Genomic DNA, 14,026 nt, shown 5'->3' on the forward strand with positions numbered 1-14,026 from the left:
AAGAGGATTGTTTATGAACAAACGACTCATCGTTTTAGGTGTGGCGAGTGCGTTGGCACTGTCGGCTTGCTCGAATACCATGAGCAATACACAGAAAGGCGCGGCAATTGGTGCGGTCGCAGGTGCCGTTATCGGTAAAGGCACGGGCGATCATGATAAAAGCCGTTATCTCTGGGGCGCAGCTGTCGGCGCACTTGCGGGTAGCGCCATCGGAAACTACATGGATAAGCAGGAGGAGGCTTTTCGTGAAGAGCTAGCCGGTTCTGGTGTGCAAGTGATTCGTGATGGCGATAATATTCGTTTGCAACTGCCCGGAAACATCACCTTTGCGTCCGATAGTGCGAATATTTCTCAGAATTTCTATCCTGTGTTGGAAGACGTAGCCGCAGTGCTGAATAAGTACAATAAAACGACCATGATGATTGAGGGGCATACGGACAGCACGGGATCTGCTGAACATAACCAACAATTATCGCTGAATCGAGCCAACGCGGTGCGTAACTATTTAGTCGGTTATGGTGTCGACTCACGTCGTGTGACGACGCAGGGTTTTGGTGAGAGTATGCCTGTGGCGAGCAATGACACTGCACAAGGTCGTCAACAAAACCGCCGCGTCGAACTACGCATTATTCCAAACCAGGAATAACTAAGTCATGAGGCTAGTCTTTAGCGCTAGCCTCATTTCCTCGAATAACGGCCTGATTAAACTGCTCAAACTGATTCGTTGGCATCGGTACCATAATCACTTTGCTATTTGCAGTATCAAGGGCTGCAAGGGTGTCGACATAGTTAGTAAATTTAAGAAGATCGATAACATCATGAGCGCTGATATCGCTATCTTCTTTACGCACCAACGCGATACTTTCGCTTAAGCCTTCAGCGATGGCTTTGCGTTGTCCCGCGACACCTTCACCTTGTAGAATTTTTGACTCTTTATCGGCTTCAGCTTTCTTAACCGCGAGGATTTTTTCAGCTTCTGCTTGGTGTTCTGCTGCTCGACGCTCACGTTCGGCTGCGTTGATCTTATTCATTGAATGCTTGACCTCTTCATCAGGGTCAATGTCGGTAACCAATGATGCAATAATATTGAAGCCGTAGCCTTCTATAACGCTCTCTAATTCTGCTTGCACTGCGTCGCTGATCGCATCTTTATTATCAAATACTTCATCGAGTGGTTGTTTAGGTATTTGCGCACGCACCGAATTAAAAATGTAGCTTTCCATCTGACGCTCGGGGTCTTCGAGTTGGTAGAAAGCATTGTAAACGGCGTCTTTATTCTCGACTCGATACTGCACACTGACGCGGACGGTTACAAAGACATTATCTTGTGTTTTCGTCTCAACACTGACTTGTAACTCTCGCGTTCGCATTGACTGCTTGTGAGCTACGCGTTCGATAATCGGAATAATAAAGTTTAAGCCAGGAGTGAGCATACGGCGATATTTACCAAACAACTCAATAACATAAACTTGTTGCTGCGGAACGATTCGAACGGATAGCACTAATAAAATGATGATCGCTAAAATGATCAACAGCGTGGGTAAGGGAGATTGAAATGCTGACATTTGATTTCCTCAACTTGGTTTTATTGGAGCATATAGTGACACCCCGCTAAAAACAAATACAGACGTTGCTTATGCCTTTTCGTGATGTCAATATGTGTAAATGTAATGTAAAATTGACGTCATATTTGTTTACACAAAATATACATGTGTTAATGATAAGTAACTGGCTTTGGTCAGTGGTCTTCAAATAACAAAAAAAGGTTAACCATGTATAAACATATAAGTTCTAAGAAAAATCAAAGACTTGCCGTGTGGGTGAGTGCTGCACTTTCGACCGCAGTGGTCCCCTCAGCTGTCGCGGTTAACCAATCTTTTCAGCCGCCTAAGGCGTCAGTAGGACTTCCGTCACAAAACATAACGCCTCAACAATCGTTGACGACAGGCTTCATTGTTACCTTTAAAGAACGTTCACAAGTAATGAATGAGATGGCGAATCAAGCAGCGCAACGAGGTCTTAATCGTGCAGCCGCAGTAGCCAATGCAGCGAGTCGTGTCGCACGCGATTTCTCTGCCCAGACCGGGGGTTCAATTAAGTTTGAGCGTGAAATGGGTCTGGCTAACCATTTTGTGTTTGATCTTGATAAGAAAATTCCGCCCGGACAGGCGAAAAAGATGATGGCGCAAATTGCCAAGCATCCTGAGGTGGCGAGTGTTGAAGAAAACAAATTATTACGTCACTTTGCGACTCCCAACGATCCGGATTACAACGATCAGTGGCACTATTACGAGTCCACTGGCGGATTAAATGTAGAAAATGCGTGGAACAGCGTGACCGGCGCAGGCACCGTGGTGGCCGTTTTAGATACGGGGTATCGCCCTCATGGTGATCTTGTAGGTAACATCCTACCGGGCTATGACATGATTTCTAATAGTTTCATTGGTAATGATGGGAATGGTCGTGACTCTGATCCGCGTGACCCGGGTGACTGGGTAAGTGCGGGAGCGTGCGGTAACGGCTATCCTGCTCAAGATCAGGACTCAAGCTGGCACGGTACGCATGTGGCAGGCACCATCGCAGCCGTGACCAATAATGGTCAAGGCGTAGCTGGGGTTGCTTACGGTGCAAAAGTAGTACCTGTGCGGGTACTCGGTCGATGTGGTGGTACTACGGCAGATATTGCTGACGGAATTATCTGGGCGTCAGGTGGTTCGGTATCGGGCGTTCCGAGCAATGCAAACCCAGCTGATGTGATCAACATGAGCCTAGGTGGACAAGGCACTTGCTCGAGCGCAACGCAACAAGCGATTAATATTGCTCGCGGTAACGGTACCACTGTGGTTGTGGCGTCAGGTAATAGTAATGACAACTCGACCAATTATAACCCAGGTAACTGTAGTGGCGTGGTGAACGTTGCGGCGACTAACCGAAATGGAAGCCGAGCTTACTACTCTAACTACGGCTCTAACGTGGATGTTGCTGCACCGGGTGGCGCAATGTCTTACGCCAATGATCCGAATGGTGTACTTTCTACCTACAACTCGGGCAGTAGCACACCAGGCAGTGATACGTACGGCTATAGTCAAGGAACTTCAATGGCGACGCCTCACGTAGCGGGTGTAGCCGCATTAATTAAAGAAGCTAATCCGAGTGCTAGTCCAGATGATGTTGAGAGCATTTTGAAGCAAACAGCACGCAGCTTTCCCGGAAGTTGTAGTGGTTGTGGCACCGGTATTGTCGATGCCAGCAGTGCAGTAACCAGCGCTTCGGGCGGCGGCTCGGGAGATCCGGGTGATGGCGGCGCGACCGGTGGTGGCGGCAGTGTCAGCGACCTTTCCGCATCAACAGGTAACTGGGTGCGTTATACGATTGAAGTACCTGCGGGTATGAGCAGCTTAGATATTGATATCTCAGGCGGCTCAGGTGATGCCGACTTATATGTCCAATATGGAAGCCAACCCGGAACCAATAGTTACGATTGTCGTCCTTATTTAAGTGGCAATAATGAAAGCTGTAGCTTCTCGAATCCACAGTCAGGTACTTGGCATATTGGAATTCGTGCTTATCAAAGCTTCAGTGGCGTAACACTGGATGCTTTCTATAATCCATAGTCAAGATTGCCTTAACTAACTGATAAACGCAGGCTTTCATCAGCCTGCGTTTTTGTATTTAAAACGTACTCGATGGCTAAATCTTCGCCGAACAGTGCGTTCGCGTGTTCTTTTGATTAGTTTTTTAGTGAGTTTTCAATTATTTTGAAGCATCGACCCTCATGACTGCGCATATTCGGTTAAAATATAGAAACATCTGCTTTTTATAACAATAAACATATAGCGGTCGCTCAACAATGGGTCATCATACTTGTTGAAAATTCATTAATGAGCCGTATCAATGACGTTTAGAAAGTTACCTGTAAATACCCTCAACACCATTAATCTATTAGCCGTTCTGCTGCTCGCATGTTGTTTTTTGATCAGCACACTTGTTGGTGCATCGGTGCTACTCAATGGCGTTATAGTCTTACTTATTTTGTTATCCATTCTGCTGTTTATATTGGTTCGTCGTAGTCTACGCTTTGGATTGACCGAACTTTCGCAGATGGCACAAGCGATTGGTGATGGTAACTTAGATGCTCGAGTTGATCTGGATAAGGAAAATGAATTTGGGCGCATCGCACGTAATTTAAGTAGAGCGTTGAAGCGTTTCCAACGTATCTTAAGAGAGGTCGATGACTCGGCGGAGCAACTGAATAAACTGGCAGAGCAGACTTCGAAAAGCTCTGACCGCTCGCGGTTGACTTCCGATAGACTGAATGAGCAGTCGAGTCAGTTAGCGACGACAACAGAAGAAGTATCGACAAGTATGTCCGAAGTGGCCCAATCCATTGATCGTGTCAATGAAAATGCCGAGCAGGTAAGTGAACTCAGTCAAAGCTCTAATGCGCAGTTTCAGTCTCTGCTTGAGCGACTAAAAGCCTTGACCGCAGCTGTTTCTCGGTTTGATGTGAGCTTTGATAAAGTTGAGAAAAGCGCTGCTAAAATTCATGATTTTGTAGTGATTATCGAAAATATTGCTGAACAAACTAATTTATTAGCGCTGAATGCGGCGATCGAAGCAGCACGGGCGGGTGATCAAGGACGGGGTTTTGCGGTCGTTGCTGATGAAGTGAGAGCATTAGCGCATAAAACCCAGCAATCGACCAAAGATATCACGAGTATGACCGAAGAATTGCGCGCATTAATCGCCGAGTCAGCGAACACTTCCGATGAAGCGCTTGAATCGTCAAAGTACGCGGAAAGCATCGCGGATAGCAGTATCAGCCAAGCACAGACCATGTTGCAGATGATTACTGCTATTAGCGACGAAATAGCGGCCGTACGGGATGCAACACAGGAGCAAAATCGTGCTACAGACTCTATAAGTGCTAATGTTCAGACGCTAAGTGAACTGTGTGATGATGCATCTGACCAAGCCGATTCTTTGCATGATAATACACTCGCATTATCACAATTAAGTGAACGTATCGTCACCGCTATGGACAAACTGGACGATGATTAGTCGATGAGCAAATGGCTCAATTGAATTAATGTGCTAGTGATGTTTGCGTCGACTTTTAAGGTAGCGAGATCATCGGCACGAGTAATGCCTTTAGTAAGAAGAATAACGGGTTTATTCTGTTGATGAGCGTATCGGGCAAAGCGGAACCCCGAGAAAACCTTTAAAGAGGAGCCTACGACAAACAAGCCTGCACTGTTATCAATGGCTTGATAACAGGCTTCAACTCGTGCTTTGGGTACATTATCGCCGAAGTAGACCACATCAGGTTTTAAGATTCCGCCACACTGATCGCAATGGATGAGCTGAAACTCATCCGTTGGTGCTGACAGTGTTGCGTCGCCATCCGGTTTAATGACCGTGGCAGATTGATTAAATTGCGGATTAAGCTGGGCATAGCGTTGATGTAACTCGAAACGAGGTGAGCGATCGCCACATGTCATACAGACAATGTCGTTGGCATATCCGTGAAGGTTAATCACCGTTGAGCTGCCCGCCTTTTGATGAAGCCCATCGACATTTTGCGTAATAACGGTATCTATTAACCCGTGTTGTTGAAACTGTGCGATAACCTGATGTGCGCGGTTGGGTTGCGCATGATATAAGTTTAACCAGCCGCCCAGGCTACGCGCCCAATAGCGTTTTCGCGCCGCATCATTATTCATAAAGTCATGATGTTGCATGGGTGGCGCGTGAACCCACTGACCTTGAGCATTACGGTAGGCGGGGATGCCCGAATCGGTGCTGAGTCCTGCGCCTGATAACAATGTCAACGGGGCGTTGGCACGCAGCAAGTCAGCAGCGTTAGCTATTTCAGATGCGTGATCATACATAAAAATTGAACTTTTTCTGAAAAATAGGGCCTAAAAGGTTGCGCATTCAAGCGTATCACGATGTACAAAGCATTGACACGTGAGAAATCTTTTTCTATAACAATACGTTAACAAAAATAACAACAAATTGGGGGCGCTATGAAGAAGCATTCGACGGCATTATTCGTACCAATTATAACGTTAACTTTATTGCTCATGGGGAGTTTGTGGTTAACGGTACCCAGTTAATAATTTATAACCATCCTTTTAACTGAGCGATACGAGCCGCTTCGACGCGGTTTTTAGCACCGACTTTTGCAATCGCTTCCGATAGATAGTTACGTGCGGTGCCCTCAGCAATAAATAGCTGCTTGGCAATCGCTGATGTTGCCAATCCATCGGCGGCTAGTCGGAGTGCCTTGCGTTCTTTTTCTGTTAGCGGATCAATTTGATTAAAGCTGTTGAGCAGTAGCTCAGAGTCAATGACGCGTTTGCCTGCCAAAATAGCAGTTAATGACTGCATGAGTTGGTCGACTGGCGCATCTTTTAGTAGAAAACCATCGACGCCCGCTTGGACAGCGCGATTCACGTACCCACAGCGGTTAAACGTAGTAATGATCACCGTTTTAGTGGTTGGTGCATTAGCTTTGACCCACTGCACTAGGTCAATCCCGGTCATGTGAGGCATCTCTATATCGGTCAGTAGTAAATCGTAAGCGTTGTTTTCAAGACTATCTTTAGCCTCGCGTCCGTCAGCGGCTTCGTCGACCTCATAACCGCCATCCAAGCGGAGCAGGCTCGCTAAGGCAGTTCTTACCATTGCTTGGTCCTCAGCCAATAATATTTTCATAGTCAGGACTCCACTGCGGCTGCGGGTAAGAATAACTTTACTTGGCAACCTTTTGTTGTGTTGATATCAACATGCCCACCGAGGCGTTCGATACGTTCATTAACTCCTAACAAGCCATTACCCAATTCGAACTCTGTCACATATCCATTATCGAATACTTCAATGTTGGTATTAGCAGCCTTCTCTTGAAGCTTTATAAACACATGGTCACCCTCACTGTGACGAATAATATTTGTCACGAGTTCGGTGAGCGCCAGAACCAGCGGCGTTTCATAAGCCCTATTTAACTGAGTAAGCGCGCCCTCTACGTGTACTTTGAATCCAGCTTCCTGTAAGCGCACGGAGAGTTGTTGTAGCACAAAGTCAAAACCGCCATGTTTATAGCCGGTCACGCTCTCCCTGACTTGCTTTAAACAGGTCCGTGCAATGTCGGTTAGTTCTTTTAAGTGGTGACTGGCGGCATCACCCTGACCAGAATGGATGTGGCGCTGCGCTAATTCAGCTTTGAGTAGCACGCTCGTGAGCGTGTGTCCTAAAGTATCGTGTAGATCGCGTGCAATGCGCTCACGCTCTAGCGTCGTAGCGAGTTGTTCAATTTCTAAATCCGTGCGCTGCTGACTCAATAAGTGCTTTTGACGCACGCGCTCGACACGTCCAATGATAAGGATCGCAGCGCTTAATATTGCGCCGTAATAAACAAACCAAGACCACGTATCGACGACATAGTAGTGCAACAACGCAAGCGTCAGTACCACAGCGATTAGCCCCAATAGAGCGGGTAGCAGGCGATAGGCGAACCCCAGGAAAAAGCCAATAAAGGCGAACATAGTGATTGATGCGGGATTAATGGGCGTAATCGCGCATGCGATCACATACATAATGATTATCGGCTTCAACATGTGGGCTGAAGAGACACTGAATGCCCAGTAATAGCTTGCCACAAAGCCTAAAAGTGCGGCGGTCATAGCGACGTATTCTAATACCGTGAACGGGTATAGAAACATGGGCACGACGAAAAAGCCCAGGTTCATCAGGTAAACCCAAGCGTATTTACGTTCAAGAGAAAGCTGCGGCTGTTTTAATTTCATAGTCGCATTATGAAACGAACCTTCATTTCATGCTAGTGACAATTGTCATCACAATAAAATGACAAAGATGACTGCCTCCGTTCGGGGTAACTCACTAAGCTAGCAGAAAATGGAGGTGAGTAATGACGGTTCTATCAATTACAAATTTATCGAAGTCCTACGCTAACACGCCCGTATTAAGCGAATTTTCTTTGAATGTTAACGGTGGTGAGGTCGTTGCGGTGCTAGGTGAGAATGGCGTCGGTAAGACAACACTGATTCGCTGCATTCTTGGACTGACTGCTCCAGACGCGGGCCAAATTGGCCTGTTTGATGAACAGCAGCCAAGCAAGTATCGGAGTCCCTCATTAAAGCAGCGCTGGGGCGTGGTCATGCAGGTGGGGGCTGTGAACGGGCAATTGACTGTACACGAGCAGATTACGCTATATCGAAGTTATTACAGCAATCCAGTCGATATCGAGGAGTTAAAGCAGCTGCTACCTATCGGTTCATTATTAGACAAGCGTTTTGCTGTCTTGTCAGGCGGAGAGCAGCAGCGTGTCATGTTTGCGCTCGCACTCATCGGCCGACCGCAATTATTGTTTTTGGATGAACCTAGCGTTGGGATGGACCTGAATACACGACAACAGATGTGGCGTTGTATTGAGTCACTGAAAAGTCAGGGTGTCGCCATTATTTTAACCACGCACTACATAGAAGAAGCCTATCAATTGGCTGACTCTGTGGTGCTCTTGCGTAAACAGGCGCCCGCCGAGAAGTTACCCATAAAAAGTATGTCTTTAGAACAATTGATGTCCACATTGATAGGAGAAAACGCGTCATGAACCAATGGTTAGTCGAAGCTCAAATGGATATGCGGGTATTATTGCGATCGCCTAGTTTTTACCTACCGGCGTTTGCGTTTCCGGTCGTGTTTTACTTCTTTTTTGGCATCATGGTGGATTTTTCCAACGGTCATAGTGATTACCTTCTTATTTCATATGCTTGTTTTGGGATTATGGGTCCGCCGTTTTTTCACCTTGCGGTGAGTATTGCGAGTGAGCGCACTCATGGATGGCTCACCTTAAAGCTATTATCGCCAATGAAGTTCAATAGCTTTATTTTTGCCAAGCTCGTCAATAGTGCCGTTTTTTCTGCAGTTATCCTACTCTTGCTTTACATCGAGTCTGCTTGGCTCGCTGGTGTCCGGTTATGGTTTTGGCAGTGGGGACTCTTAACACTGATTTTTACGTTAGGTACGTTGCCTTTCGCTGCATTAGGGATGCTCATTGGAGCCTTAGTCGCTGATCGTGCTGCAGCCGGTGTCGTTAACCTGATTTATCTGCCCATGGCGCTGCTGTCTGGCTTATGGTTTCCTCTGTTTTTAATGCCTGATTGGGTGCAATGGGTCGCTTATGGGCTGCCGAGTTATCACTTAGTGCAATTAGGTTATGCGGTCATCGGAAAGGCCGATGAGGTCAGTTGGTATTGGCATATTATTTATTTGTGCCTATTCAGTGTCAGCATGATGGCAGTGCTGAAAGGCCTATCTGGACGCTTTAGTGGGAGCCAATCATGAGTAAACTTCCGTGGATCGTCGGCGTTGTTGTTGTGGCTGCGTTATTGTGGTTATTACCTGAGCCTGCGCCGGTCGAAGAGAATAGTTTTACCGTTGGGCCTATCAATGTATTCGATGGTGAGAAAGTGTTACAAGCGCATTACGTGTCGGTCGAAGAGGGTGTTATTGTACGCGTTGATTCGCAGCCACCGAACACTAATCAGCGCGTTTACCCCACCAAGCCGGGCCAATGGCTTATTCCTGGACTGATTGATAGCCATGTTCACGCGTGGGGTAAGGCGCGAGAACAAGCACTTGATTTTGGTGTGACAACGGTGATTGATCTATTCGGGCATCCAAGTGAGTTAGTTAAAGCTCGGCAACAACGGAGCTCAGTACAATTGCAGCAGGAGGCTGATATGTGGGGAGCTGGCCGGCTGGTTACTGCGCCGCAGGGGCATGGAACGCAGTTCGGGTTTAGCCCTCACCCGCTTGCTGACAATGATAGCGCCGAAGCGGCTGTATCGGAACGTATTGCTGAGGGTTCTGACTTTATTAAGATTGTGTACACCGCAGAAGGCGCTGCTTACCCTCACCGCCCATCGATCAGTTATCAACAACTGCAGCGTGTTATTCAAGCGGCGCATGCTCAGCAGGTGTTAGCCGTGGTGCATATCGCCGACCACCTTTCTGCAGAGCACGCCGTTGCTGCCGGCGCTGATGGTTTGGTGCATGGTTTTTTTGATAAGCCCATGAGCGAAGAATTGATGGGTGTAATGGAAGATTCACAGGTATTTGTCGTGCCAACCAACATTATTTATGAGCACCTAGTGCACGGTGAATTTAATACAAAGGTACTATTGCCCGCCTGTGGAGACTGTTTTAATCAGGGGAATGCAAATAATTTAAGCGGTGGTGGCGCGACTATGGCATCAACCTCATTTTATAATAACTTACAAACTAACACCCGGCTGCTTAATGAAAGCGAGATTGACGTACTGGTGGGGAGCGATGCGCCCAACCCAGGTACCGCACACGGCATTAGTCTGATTGCAGAGCTGATGTGGCTCGAAGCACAAGACGTAAACTGGCAAGATGCGATTAATTCAGCGACCGCGCTCGCGGCTAGTCGTTGGAGAATTAACAATCGAGGACGATTGGCGGTGGGGCAACGCGCCGATATAGTATTGATTGACTCATCACCTGAGCAGGGGATGCAGGTTTTACTAGAGCCTCAGGCTGTCTGGAAGAATGGCTATCAAGTAAGATAAAATAGTGTCGGGTCATTGATTAGGTTAATGCTGTGAACTTAAAAGAACTGCTCGAGCAATACAGTCAGGCGCTTGCAGATAGCAGGGCTTTTTGGGACATCGTTGCATTCGAACACTGCGAATGGCCGTGGGAAGGTGAGTCGACGCTAGCTAGGACACTTGAGGGCATGCGGTTATTAGTTGATCCCGTTTGGCCATATGAACCGAATGAAGCCTCGGAACCGTCTCCGCCATTTTGGCTTACCCAAGGCATCAAAGGCCGCAAACTAGCGCAAGTGCGAGCGTTTATTGCTCAGGTACCGGAGCACCAAGCGATGGCCATAGAGTGGTGTGCTGGCAAGGGGCACTTAGGGCGATTATTGAGTTTGGCCCAGCAACGCCCAGTAACCAGTATTGAATGGCAATCTGCGCTGTGTGCGGAAGGCTCTGAGCTTGCACTGAAACACCAGTTGCCACAAACGTTTATTCAGCAGGATGTATTGGCGACGGCGGGTGATGGTAAGATTCAGCAAATACTTCGCAACAGTCGAACGGCAATGGCACTGCACGCGTGCGGCGACTTACATATTAGGTTGTTGGGGCACGCGAGTGAGGCGCAGGTGCGGGACATTTACGTGGCGCCATGCTGCTATCATTTGACTCGACAGGTACACTACGAGCCGTTATCAAAGGCTGCGCAACAATGTGATTTGAAGCTCAATAAAAACGCGTTAAGGCTCGCAGCTCAGGGACTTGTGACAGCAGGTAGACGAGCGCGAGGGCTACGTCATACGGAGCTTGTATGGCGCTTGGGTTATGAGTCTTGGCGTCAAGAACAGCTGAATGATCCAAATTACCGACCGCTCAACTCCGTATCTAAAGCAATCTTTATGGGCTCATTTGAGGATTTTTGTCGGTGGGCTGCAGCGCAACATGGGGTGAGTCTCAACTCAAGTTTTGATGCTGACTACTGGCTGACAAGAGGTAAGCAACGGTTTGAAGTTACTGAGGCGATAGAACAGGTAAGGTTGAAGTTTCAGCCATATATTGAACGTTGGTTATTGCTCGATAGAGCTGTTTTTCTAACGGAGCAGGGCTACGAGGTTTCGTTAGAGGCATTTTGTGATCGCGAACTGACACCGCGCAATACGTTAATAAAAGCACGAGCCCGTGTTTAAACGGGCTCGAAACTCAAGCAACAACAGCTTAGTTGCCTACTACAATGTCATTTTCAACGTCTTCAACACCGTCTACGCCTTCAGCTAATTGACCGGCGGTTTCAGCATCATTTTCGGTCGCTACAGTACCGCTTAAATAAACGGTTTTATTCCGAGTTTCGACACTGATTTTTGAGCTATCTAAGCCGCCGTTGTCAAACAGAGCCGTTTTAACCTTTGCAGTAATAGCAGAATCCGAGAGATACTCACCGGCCTCTTCCATTTTTTGTTCTGCAGCATCGCCCATTTTATCGGCTGTATCTTTTGCAGACTCCATTGCTTGTTCAGTCTTGTCTTCTGCTGATTCTTGTGAACACGCAGCAAGACTCAAGCTTGCTAATGCCATCAAACTTACGAGTGATAAAGTTTTTACTGATGCCATGAAACACCTCCTGTTTAATTAGAACGATTTCTAATATAGTAGAAAAATATAGCTGTCACAGTGTATTTACACGAGTTTTGCAATAAACGATCATAATAGTTGAACGTTATTTTCTATTTTTTGAGGGTTATCTATGTCAGACGTCATGCAGTCGGCACTTAATGCATTTATAGAGGAGTTAAAAAACTCCGAGTCGTTGATTCGTCTGACGATTAGTACACTACTTTTGATCTTGGTTGTGGCAGTGAGTCGCTTTTTGCTGCGTCGCTTTATTCGTCGCAATATTCAATCAAGTGAAATGCGTCGACGCTGGCTTATCCAGTTGCGAAATATTTTATTGATTATCCTAATTCTCGGCTTAGTGGTGATTTGGGGTCATGAATTAAGGACTTTTGCATTATCGATGGTCGCTATTGCAGTCGCGCTCGTTATTGCTACCAAAGAGCTGATTCTTTGTGTTTCGGGGGCTCTAATTAAAGGGGGCGCGCGCTCGTTTAATATCGGCGATCGCATACAGGTTAAAGAGTTCCGTGGCGACGTTATCGATCAGAACCTGTTGACCACAACGATTCTTGAAGTGGGGCCGGGCAAAGCTATGCAACAGCGTAGTGGCCGACTCATCGTGTTACCTAACTCATTGTTTGCGAGTGAGGCGGTGATCAATGAAAGTTACTCGCAAGACTTTGTTTTACATACATTCAGTGTACCGTTTTTGCGTCAGCATAAATGGCGACCAGCGCAAGAGAAGTTATTGCAATTAGCACAAAAATACAGCGAACCCTACATTGATCAGGCTAAACGACATTTTGCACGCCTGAGCTATCGGACAGGGCTCGAACAACCTGTCGTTGAACCGCGCGTAACTATCCAACTGCAATGTGCGGAAGAGCTGCATTTAATTGTTCGATTGCCGACAAAAGAGCATGATAGGAACCAAACCGAGCAAGCCATTCTCGCCGAGTTATTCGCTGATGATGATTATTTGGGTGACTATTTACCGCGCGCTTAGTCTGACTTATCGTCATCCGAGTCAGGCTTCTTTTTAGTTGCAAAGCCATAGGCGGCGCCGAATGCGACGCCTAATGCAACACCCATTGCAAGTTGATCCATAGCAACACCAATAGTGGTGCCTAGGGCGATGCCGATGCCCATACTCAAACCTAGATTAGACTCATTGTTTTGTTTATTGTGTTCTGCCATAGAGAGAGCGCTTCTGTTCAATTTGCCGATTATGTATTCCTGAGAGTAACAACAAAGCTGATGTTGCGCCAATAAGCGCAAATGCCATATCGGACTGTGTATCCCAAGCATAACCTTGTGTACCCAAGAAGGCCTCTGCACCTTCGCCAGTGGCCACAGCAACCCACCACTCAATTAGCTCATAAAAAGCACTGAATGCTAAACAAAATGAGGTAATGAATACAAACTGCCATAAGCGCCCGAAAATAAGATGATTGCGCACGACGAATTCACGCACGATCATGGCTGGGACGAAGCCTTGAGCAAAGTGACCGAGTTTATCGTAATTATTCCGTTGCCAACCAAAATAGTCGCCGAGGGTGTCAAAAAATGGGACTTCAGCATACGTATAATGGCCACCGATCATTAAAATGACGCAATGTACGAGGGCTAAACCGTATACCAAACGCGTAAAGGTAAATCGCCGATAGGTGACCGCTAGCAGAAGGGCGCCTAGCAAAGCTGGAAGCACTTCTAACCACCATGTCATCGGATCGTTCGGATGATAAGCTGACCAAATTAAGCAACTCGTAAAGATCAGCACCCACACAAGCTTGTGCATGAAATCGTCTCCATTAGCGAATCATCAAACC

At 47.0% G+C, this 14,026-nt stretch carries 15 protein-coding genes; 8 read left to right on the forward strand and 7 right to left on the reverse strand.

Going from position 1 to position 14,026, the window contains the following annotated elements:
- Nucleotides 1–13: 13 nt before the first annotated feature.
- On the forward strand, nucleotides 14–646 hold the full coding sequence (locus B2X00_RS11570; RefSeq protein ID WP_071462507.1) for an OmpA family protein: 633 nt from the start codon (nucleotides 14–16) through the stop codon (nucleotides 644–646).
- 13 nt (nucleotides 647–659) lie between these two features.
- Here B2X00_RS11570 and B2X00_RS11575 read toward each other — a convergent pair whose 3' ends face one another.
- On the reverse strand, nucleotides 660–1,565 hold the full coding sequence (locus tag B2X00_RS11575) for an SPFH domain-containing protein (RefSeq protein ID WP_071462508.1): 906 nt from the start codon (nucleotides 1,563–1,565) through the stop codon (nucleotides 660–662).
- A 207-nt stretch (nucleotides 1,566–1,772) separates the two neighbouring features.
- Here B2X00_RS11575 and B2X00_RS11580 point away from each other — a divergent pair, with 207 nt between their 5' ends.
- Together B2X00_RS11580 and B2X00_RS11585 are read left to right on the forward strand one after the other, a co-directional pair.
- Entirely contained in the window at nucleotides 1,773–3,614 is a 1,842-nt protein-coding gene (locus B2X00_RS11580) for a S8 family serine peptidase (RefSeq protein WP_290487772.1), read from the forward strand.
- Between the two features lie 280 nt (nucleotides 3,615–3,894).
- Complete coding sequence (locus B2X00_RS11585) at nucleotides 3,895–5,061, forward strand: methyl-accepting chemotaxis protein (RefSeq protein WP_290487775.1); 1,167 nt, start codon at nucleotides 3,895–3,897, stop codon at nucleotides 5,059–5,061.
- On the opposite strand, the gene B2X00_RS11590 is transcribed toward B2X00_RS11585, so the two are convergent.
- The 3 genes from B2X00_RS11590 to B2X00_RS11600 form a co-directional block, all read right to left on the reverse strand.
- The gene (locus B2X00_RS11590) at nucleotides 5,058–5,891 is read right to left on the reverse strand and encodes an NAD-dependent protein deacetylase (protein WP_290487776.1); all 834 of its coding nucleotides are present in this window, start codon (nucleotides 5,889–5,891) and stop codon (nucleotides 5,058–5,060) included. The two genes, B2X00_RS11585 and B2X00_RS11590, sit on opposite strands and share 4 nt — an antisense overlap.
- A gap of 232 nt (nucleotides 5,892–6,123) precedes the next feature.
- Nucleotides 6,124–6,720, reverse strand: a complete 597-nt coding sequence (locus tag B2X00_RS11595) for a response regulator transcription factor (RefSeq protein WP_290487777.1) — start codon at nucleotides 6,718–6,720, stop codon at nucleotides 6,124–6,126.
- Nucleotides 6,721–6,722: 2 nt separating this feature from the next.
- Nucleotides 6,723–7,808, reverse strand: coding sequence for a sensor histidine kinase (locus tag B2X00_RS11600; protein ID WP_290487779.1), 1,086 nt, complete (start codon nucleotides 7,806–7,808; stop codon nucleotides 6,723–6,725).
- A gap of 122 nt (nucleotides 7,809–7,930) precedes the next feature.
- Here B2X00_RS11600 and B2X00_RS11605 point away from each other — a divergent pair, with 122 nt between their 5' ends.
- From B2X00_RS11605 to B2X00_RS11620, 4 genes are read left to right on the forward strand one after another with little or no spacing between them, the layout of a single operon-like run.
- Nucleotides 7,931–8,632: an ABC transporter ATP-binding protein gene (locus B2X00_RS11605; RefSeq protein WP_290487781.1), complete on the forward strand. Its 702-nt coding sequence runs from the start codon at nucleotides 7,931–7,933 to the stop codon at nucleotides 8,630–8,632.
- On the forward strand, nucleotides 8,629–9,366 hold the full coding sequence (locus B2X00_RS11610; RefSeq protein WP_290487783.1) for an ABC transporter permease: 738 nt from the start codon (nucleotides 8,629–8,631) through the stop codon (nucleotides 9,364–9,366). Before B2X00_RS11605 ends, B2X00_RS11610 begins: the two co-directional genes overlap by 4 nt.
- Complete coding sequence (locus B2X00_RS11615) at nucleotides 9,363–10,616, forward strand: amidohydrolase family protein (RefSeq protein WP_290487785.1); 1,254 nt, start codon at nucleotides 9,363–9,365, stop codon at nucleotides 10,614–10,616. The genes B2X00_RS11610 and B2X00_RS11615 overlap by 4 nt, the downstream gene beginning before the upstream one ends.
- Before the next feature lie 32 nt (nucleotides 10,617–10,648).
- Nucleotides 10,649–11,773, forward strand: a complete 1,125-nt coding sequence (locus B2X00_RS11620) for a methyltransferase (RefSeq protein ID WP_290487786.1) — start codon at nucleotides 10,649–10,651, stop codon at nucleotides 11,771–11,773.
- 28 nt (nucleotides 11,774–11,801) lie between these two features.
- On the opposite strand, the gene B2X00_RS11625 is transcribed toward B2X00_RS11620, so the two are convergent.
- Nucleotides 11,802–12,194 carry a BON domain-containing protein gene (locus B2X00_RS11625; protein ID WP_071462518.1) on the reverse strand — a complete coding sequence of 131 codons (393 nt, stop codon included), beginning with the start codon at nucleotides 12,192–12,194 and terminating at the stop codon, nucleotides 11,802–11,804.
- Between the two features lie 133 nt (nucleotides 12,195–12,327).
- Between B2X00_RS11625 and B2X00_RS11630 the strand changes: the two genes are divergently transcribed.
- Nucleotides 12,328–13,203 (forward strand): mechanosensitive ion channel domain-containing protein, encoded by an 876-nt coding sequence (locus B2X00_RS11630; RefSeq protein ID WP_083405002.1) that lies wholly within the window; start codon nucleotides 12,328–12,330, stop codon nucleotides 13,201–13,203.
- Here B2X00_RS11630 and B2X00_RS11635 read toward each other — a convergent pair.
- Nucleotides 13,200–13,394, reverse strand: a complete 195-nt coding sequence (locus tag B2X00_RS11635) for a hypothetical protein (RefSeq protein ID WP_290487787.1) — start codon at nucleotides 13,392–13,394, stop codon at nucleotides 13,200–13,202. The genes B2X00_RS11630 and B2X00_RS11635 overlap by 4 nt on opposite strands.
- Nucleotides 13,378–13,995, reverse strand: a complete 618-nt coding sequence (locus B2X00_RS11640; protein WP_290487789.1) for a DUF2238 domain-containing protein — start codon at nucleotides 13,993–13,995, stop codon at nucleotides 13,378–13,380. Before B2X00_RS11640 ends, B2X00_RS11635 begins: the two co-directional genes overlap by 17 nt.
- Between the last annotated feature and the right edge of the window lie 31 nt (nucleotides 13,996–14,026).

The sequence above is a fragment of the Idiomarina sp. UBA3162 genome (genome assembly GCF_002364475.1).
In the GTDB taxonomy this organism is placed as follows: Bacteria; Pseudomonadota; Gammaproteobacteria; order Enterobacterales; family Alteromonadaceae; genus Idiomarina.

What these genes read in the sequence shown, in the direction of transcription:
- B2X00_RS11605 (WP_290487781.1), top strand. Translation starts at nt 7,931, where the DNA reads ATGACGGTTCTATCAATTACAAATTTATCGAAGTCCTACGCTAACACG.
- B2X00_RS11615 (WP_290487785.1), top strand. Translation starts at nt 9,363, where the DNA reads ATGAGTAAACTTCCGTGGATCGTCGGCGTTGTTGTTGTGGCTGCGTTA.
- B2X00_RS11600 (WP_290487779.1), bottom strand. Translation starts at nt 7,808, where the DNA reads ATGAAATTAAAACAGCCGCAGCTTTCTCTTGAACGTAAATACGCTTGG.
- B2X00_RS11630 (WP_083405002.1), top strand. Translation starts at nt 12,328, where the DNA reads ATGTCAGACGTCATGCAGTCGGCACTTAATGCATTTATAGAGGAGTTA.
- B2X00_RS11590 (WP_290487776.1), bottom strand. Translation starts at nt 5,891, where the DNA reads ATGTATGATCACGCATCTGAAATAGCTAACGCTGCTGACTTGCTGCGT.
- B2X00_RS11570 (WP_071462507.1), top strand. Translation starts at nt 14, where the DNA reads ATGAACAAACGACTCATCGTTTTAGGTGTGGCGAGTGCGTTGGCACTG.
- B2X00_RS11575 (WP_071462508.1), bottom strand. Translation starts at nt 1,565, where the DNA reads ATGTCAGCATTTCAATCTCCCTTACCCACGCTGTTGATCATTTTAGCG.
- B2X00_RS11625 (WP_071462518.1), bottom strand. Translation starts at nt 12,194, where the DNA reads ATGGCATCAGTAAAAACTTTATCACTCGTAAGTTTGATGGCATTAGCA.
- B2X00_RS11640 (WP_290487789.1), bottom strand. Translation starts at nt 13,995, where the DNA reads ATGCACAAGCTTGTGTGGGTGCTGATCTTTACGAGTTGCTTAATTTGG.
- B2X00_RS11635 (WP_290487787.1), bottom strand. Translation starts at nt 13,394, where the DNA reads ATGGCAGAACACAATAAACAAAACAATGAGTCTAATCTAGGTTTGAGT.
- B2X00_RS11595 (WP_290487777.1), bottom strand. Translation starts at nt 6,720, where the DNA reads ATGAAAATATTATTGGCTGAGGACCAAGCAATGGTAAGAACTGCCTTA.
- B2X00_RS11610 (WP_290487783.1), top strand. Translation starts at nt 8,629, where the DNA reads ATGAACCAATGGTTAGTCGAAGCTCAAATGGATATGCGGGTATTATTG.
- B2X00_RS11585 (WP_290487775.1), top strand. Translation starts at nt 3,895, where the DNA reads ATGACGTTTAGAAAGTTACCTGTAAATACCCTCAACACCATTAATCTA.
- B2X00_RS11580 (WP_290487772.1), top strand. Translation starts at nt 1,773, where the DNA reads ATGTATAAACATATAAGTTCTAAGAAAAATCAAAGACTTGCCGTGTGG.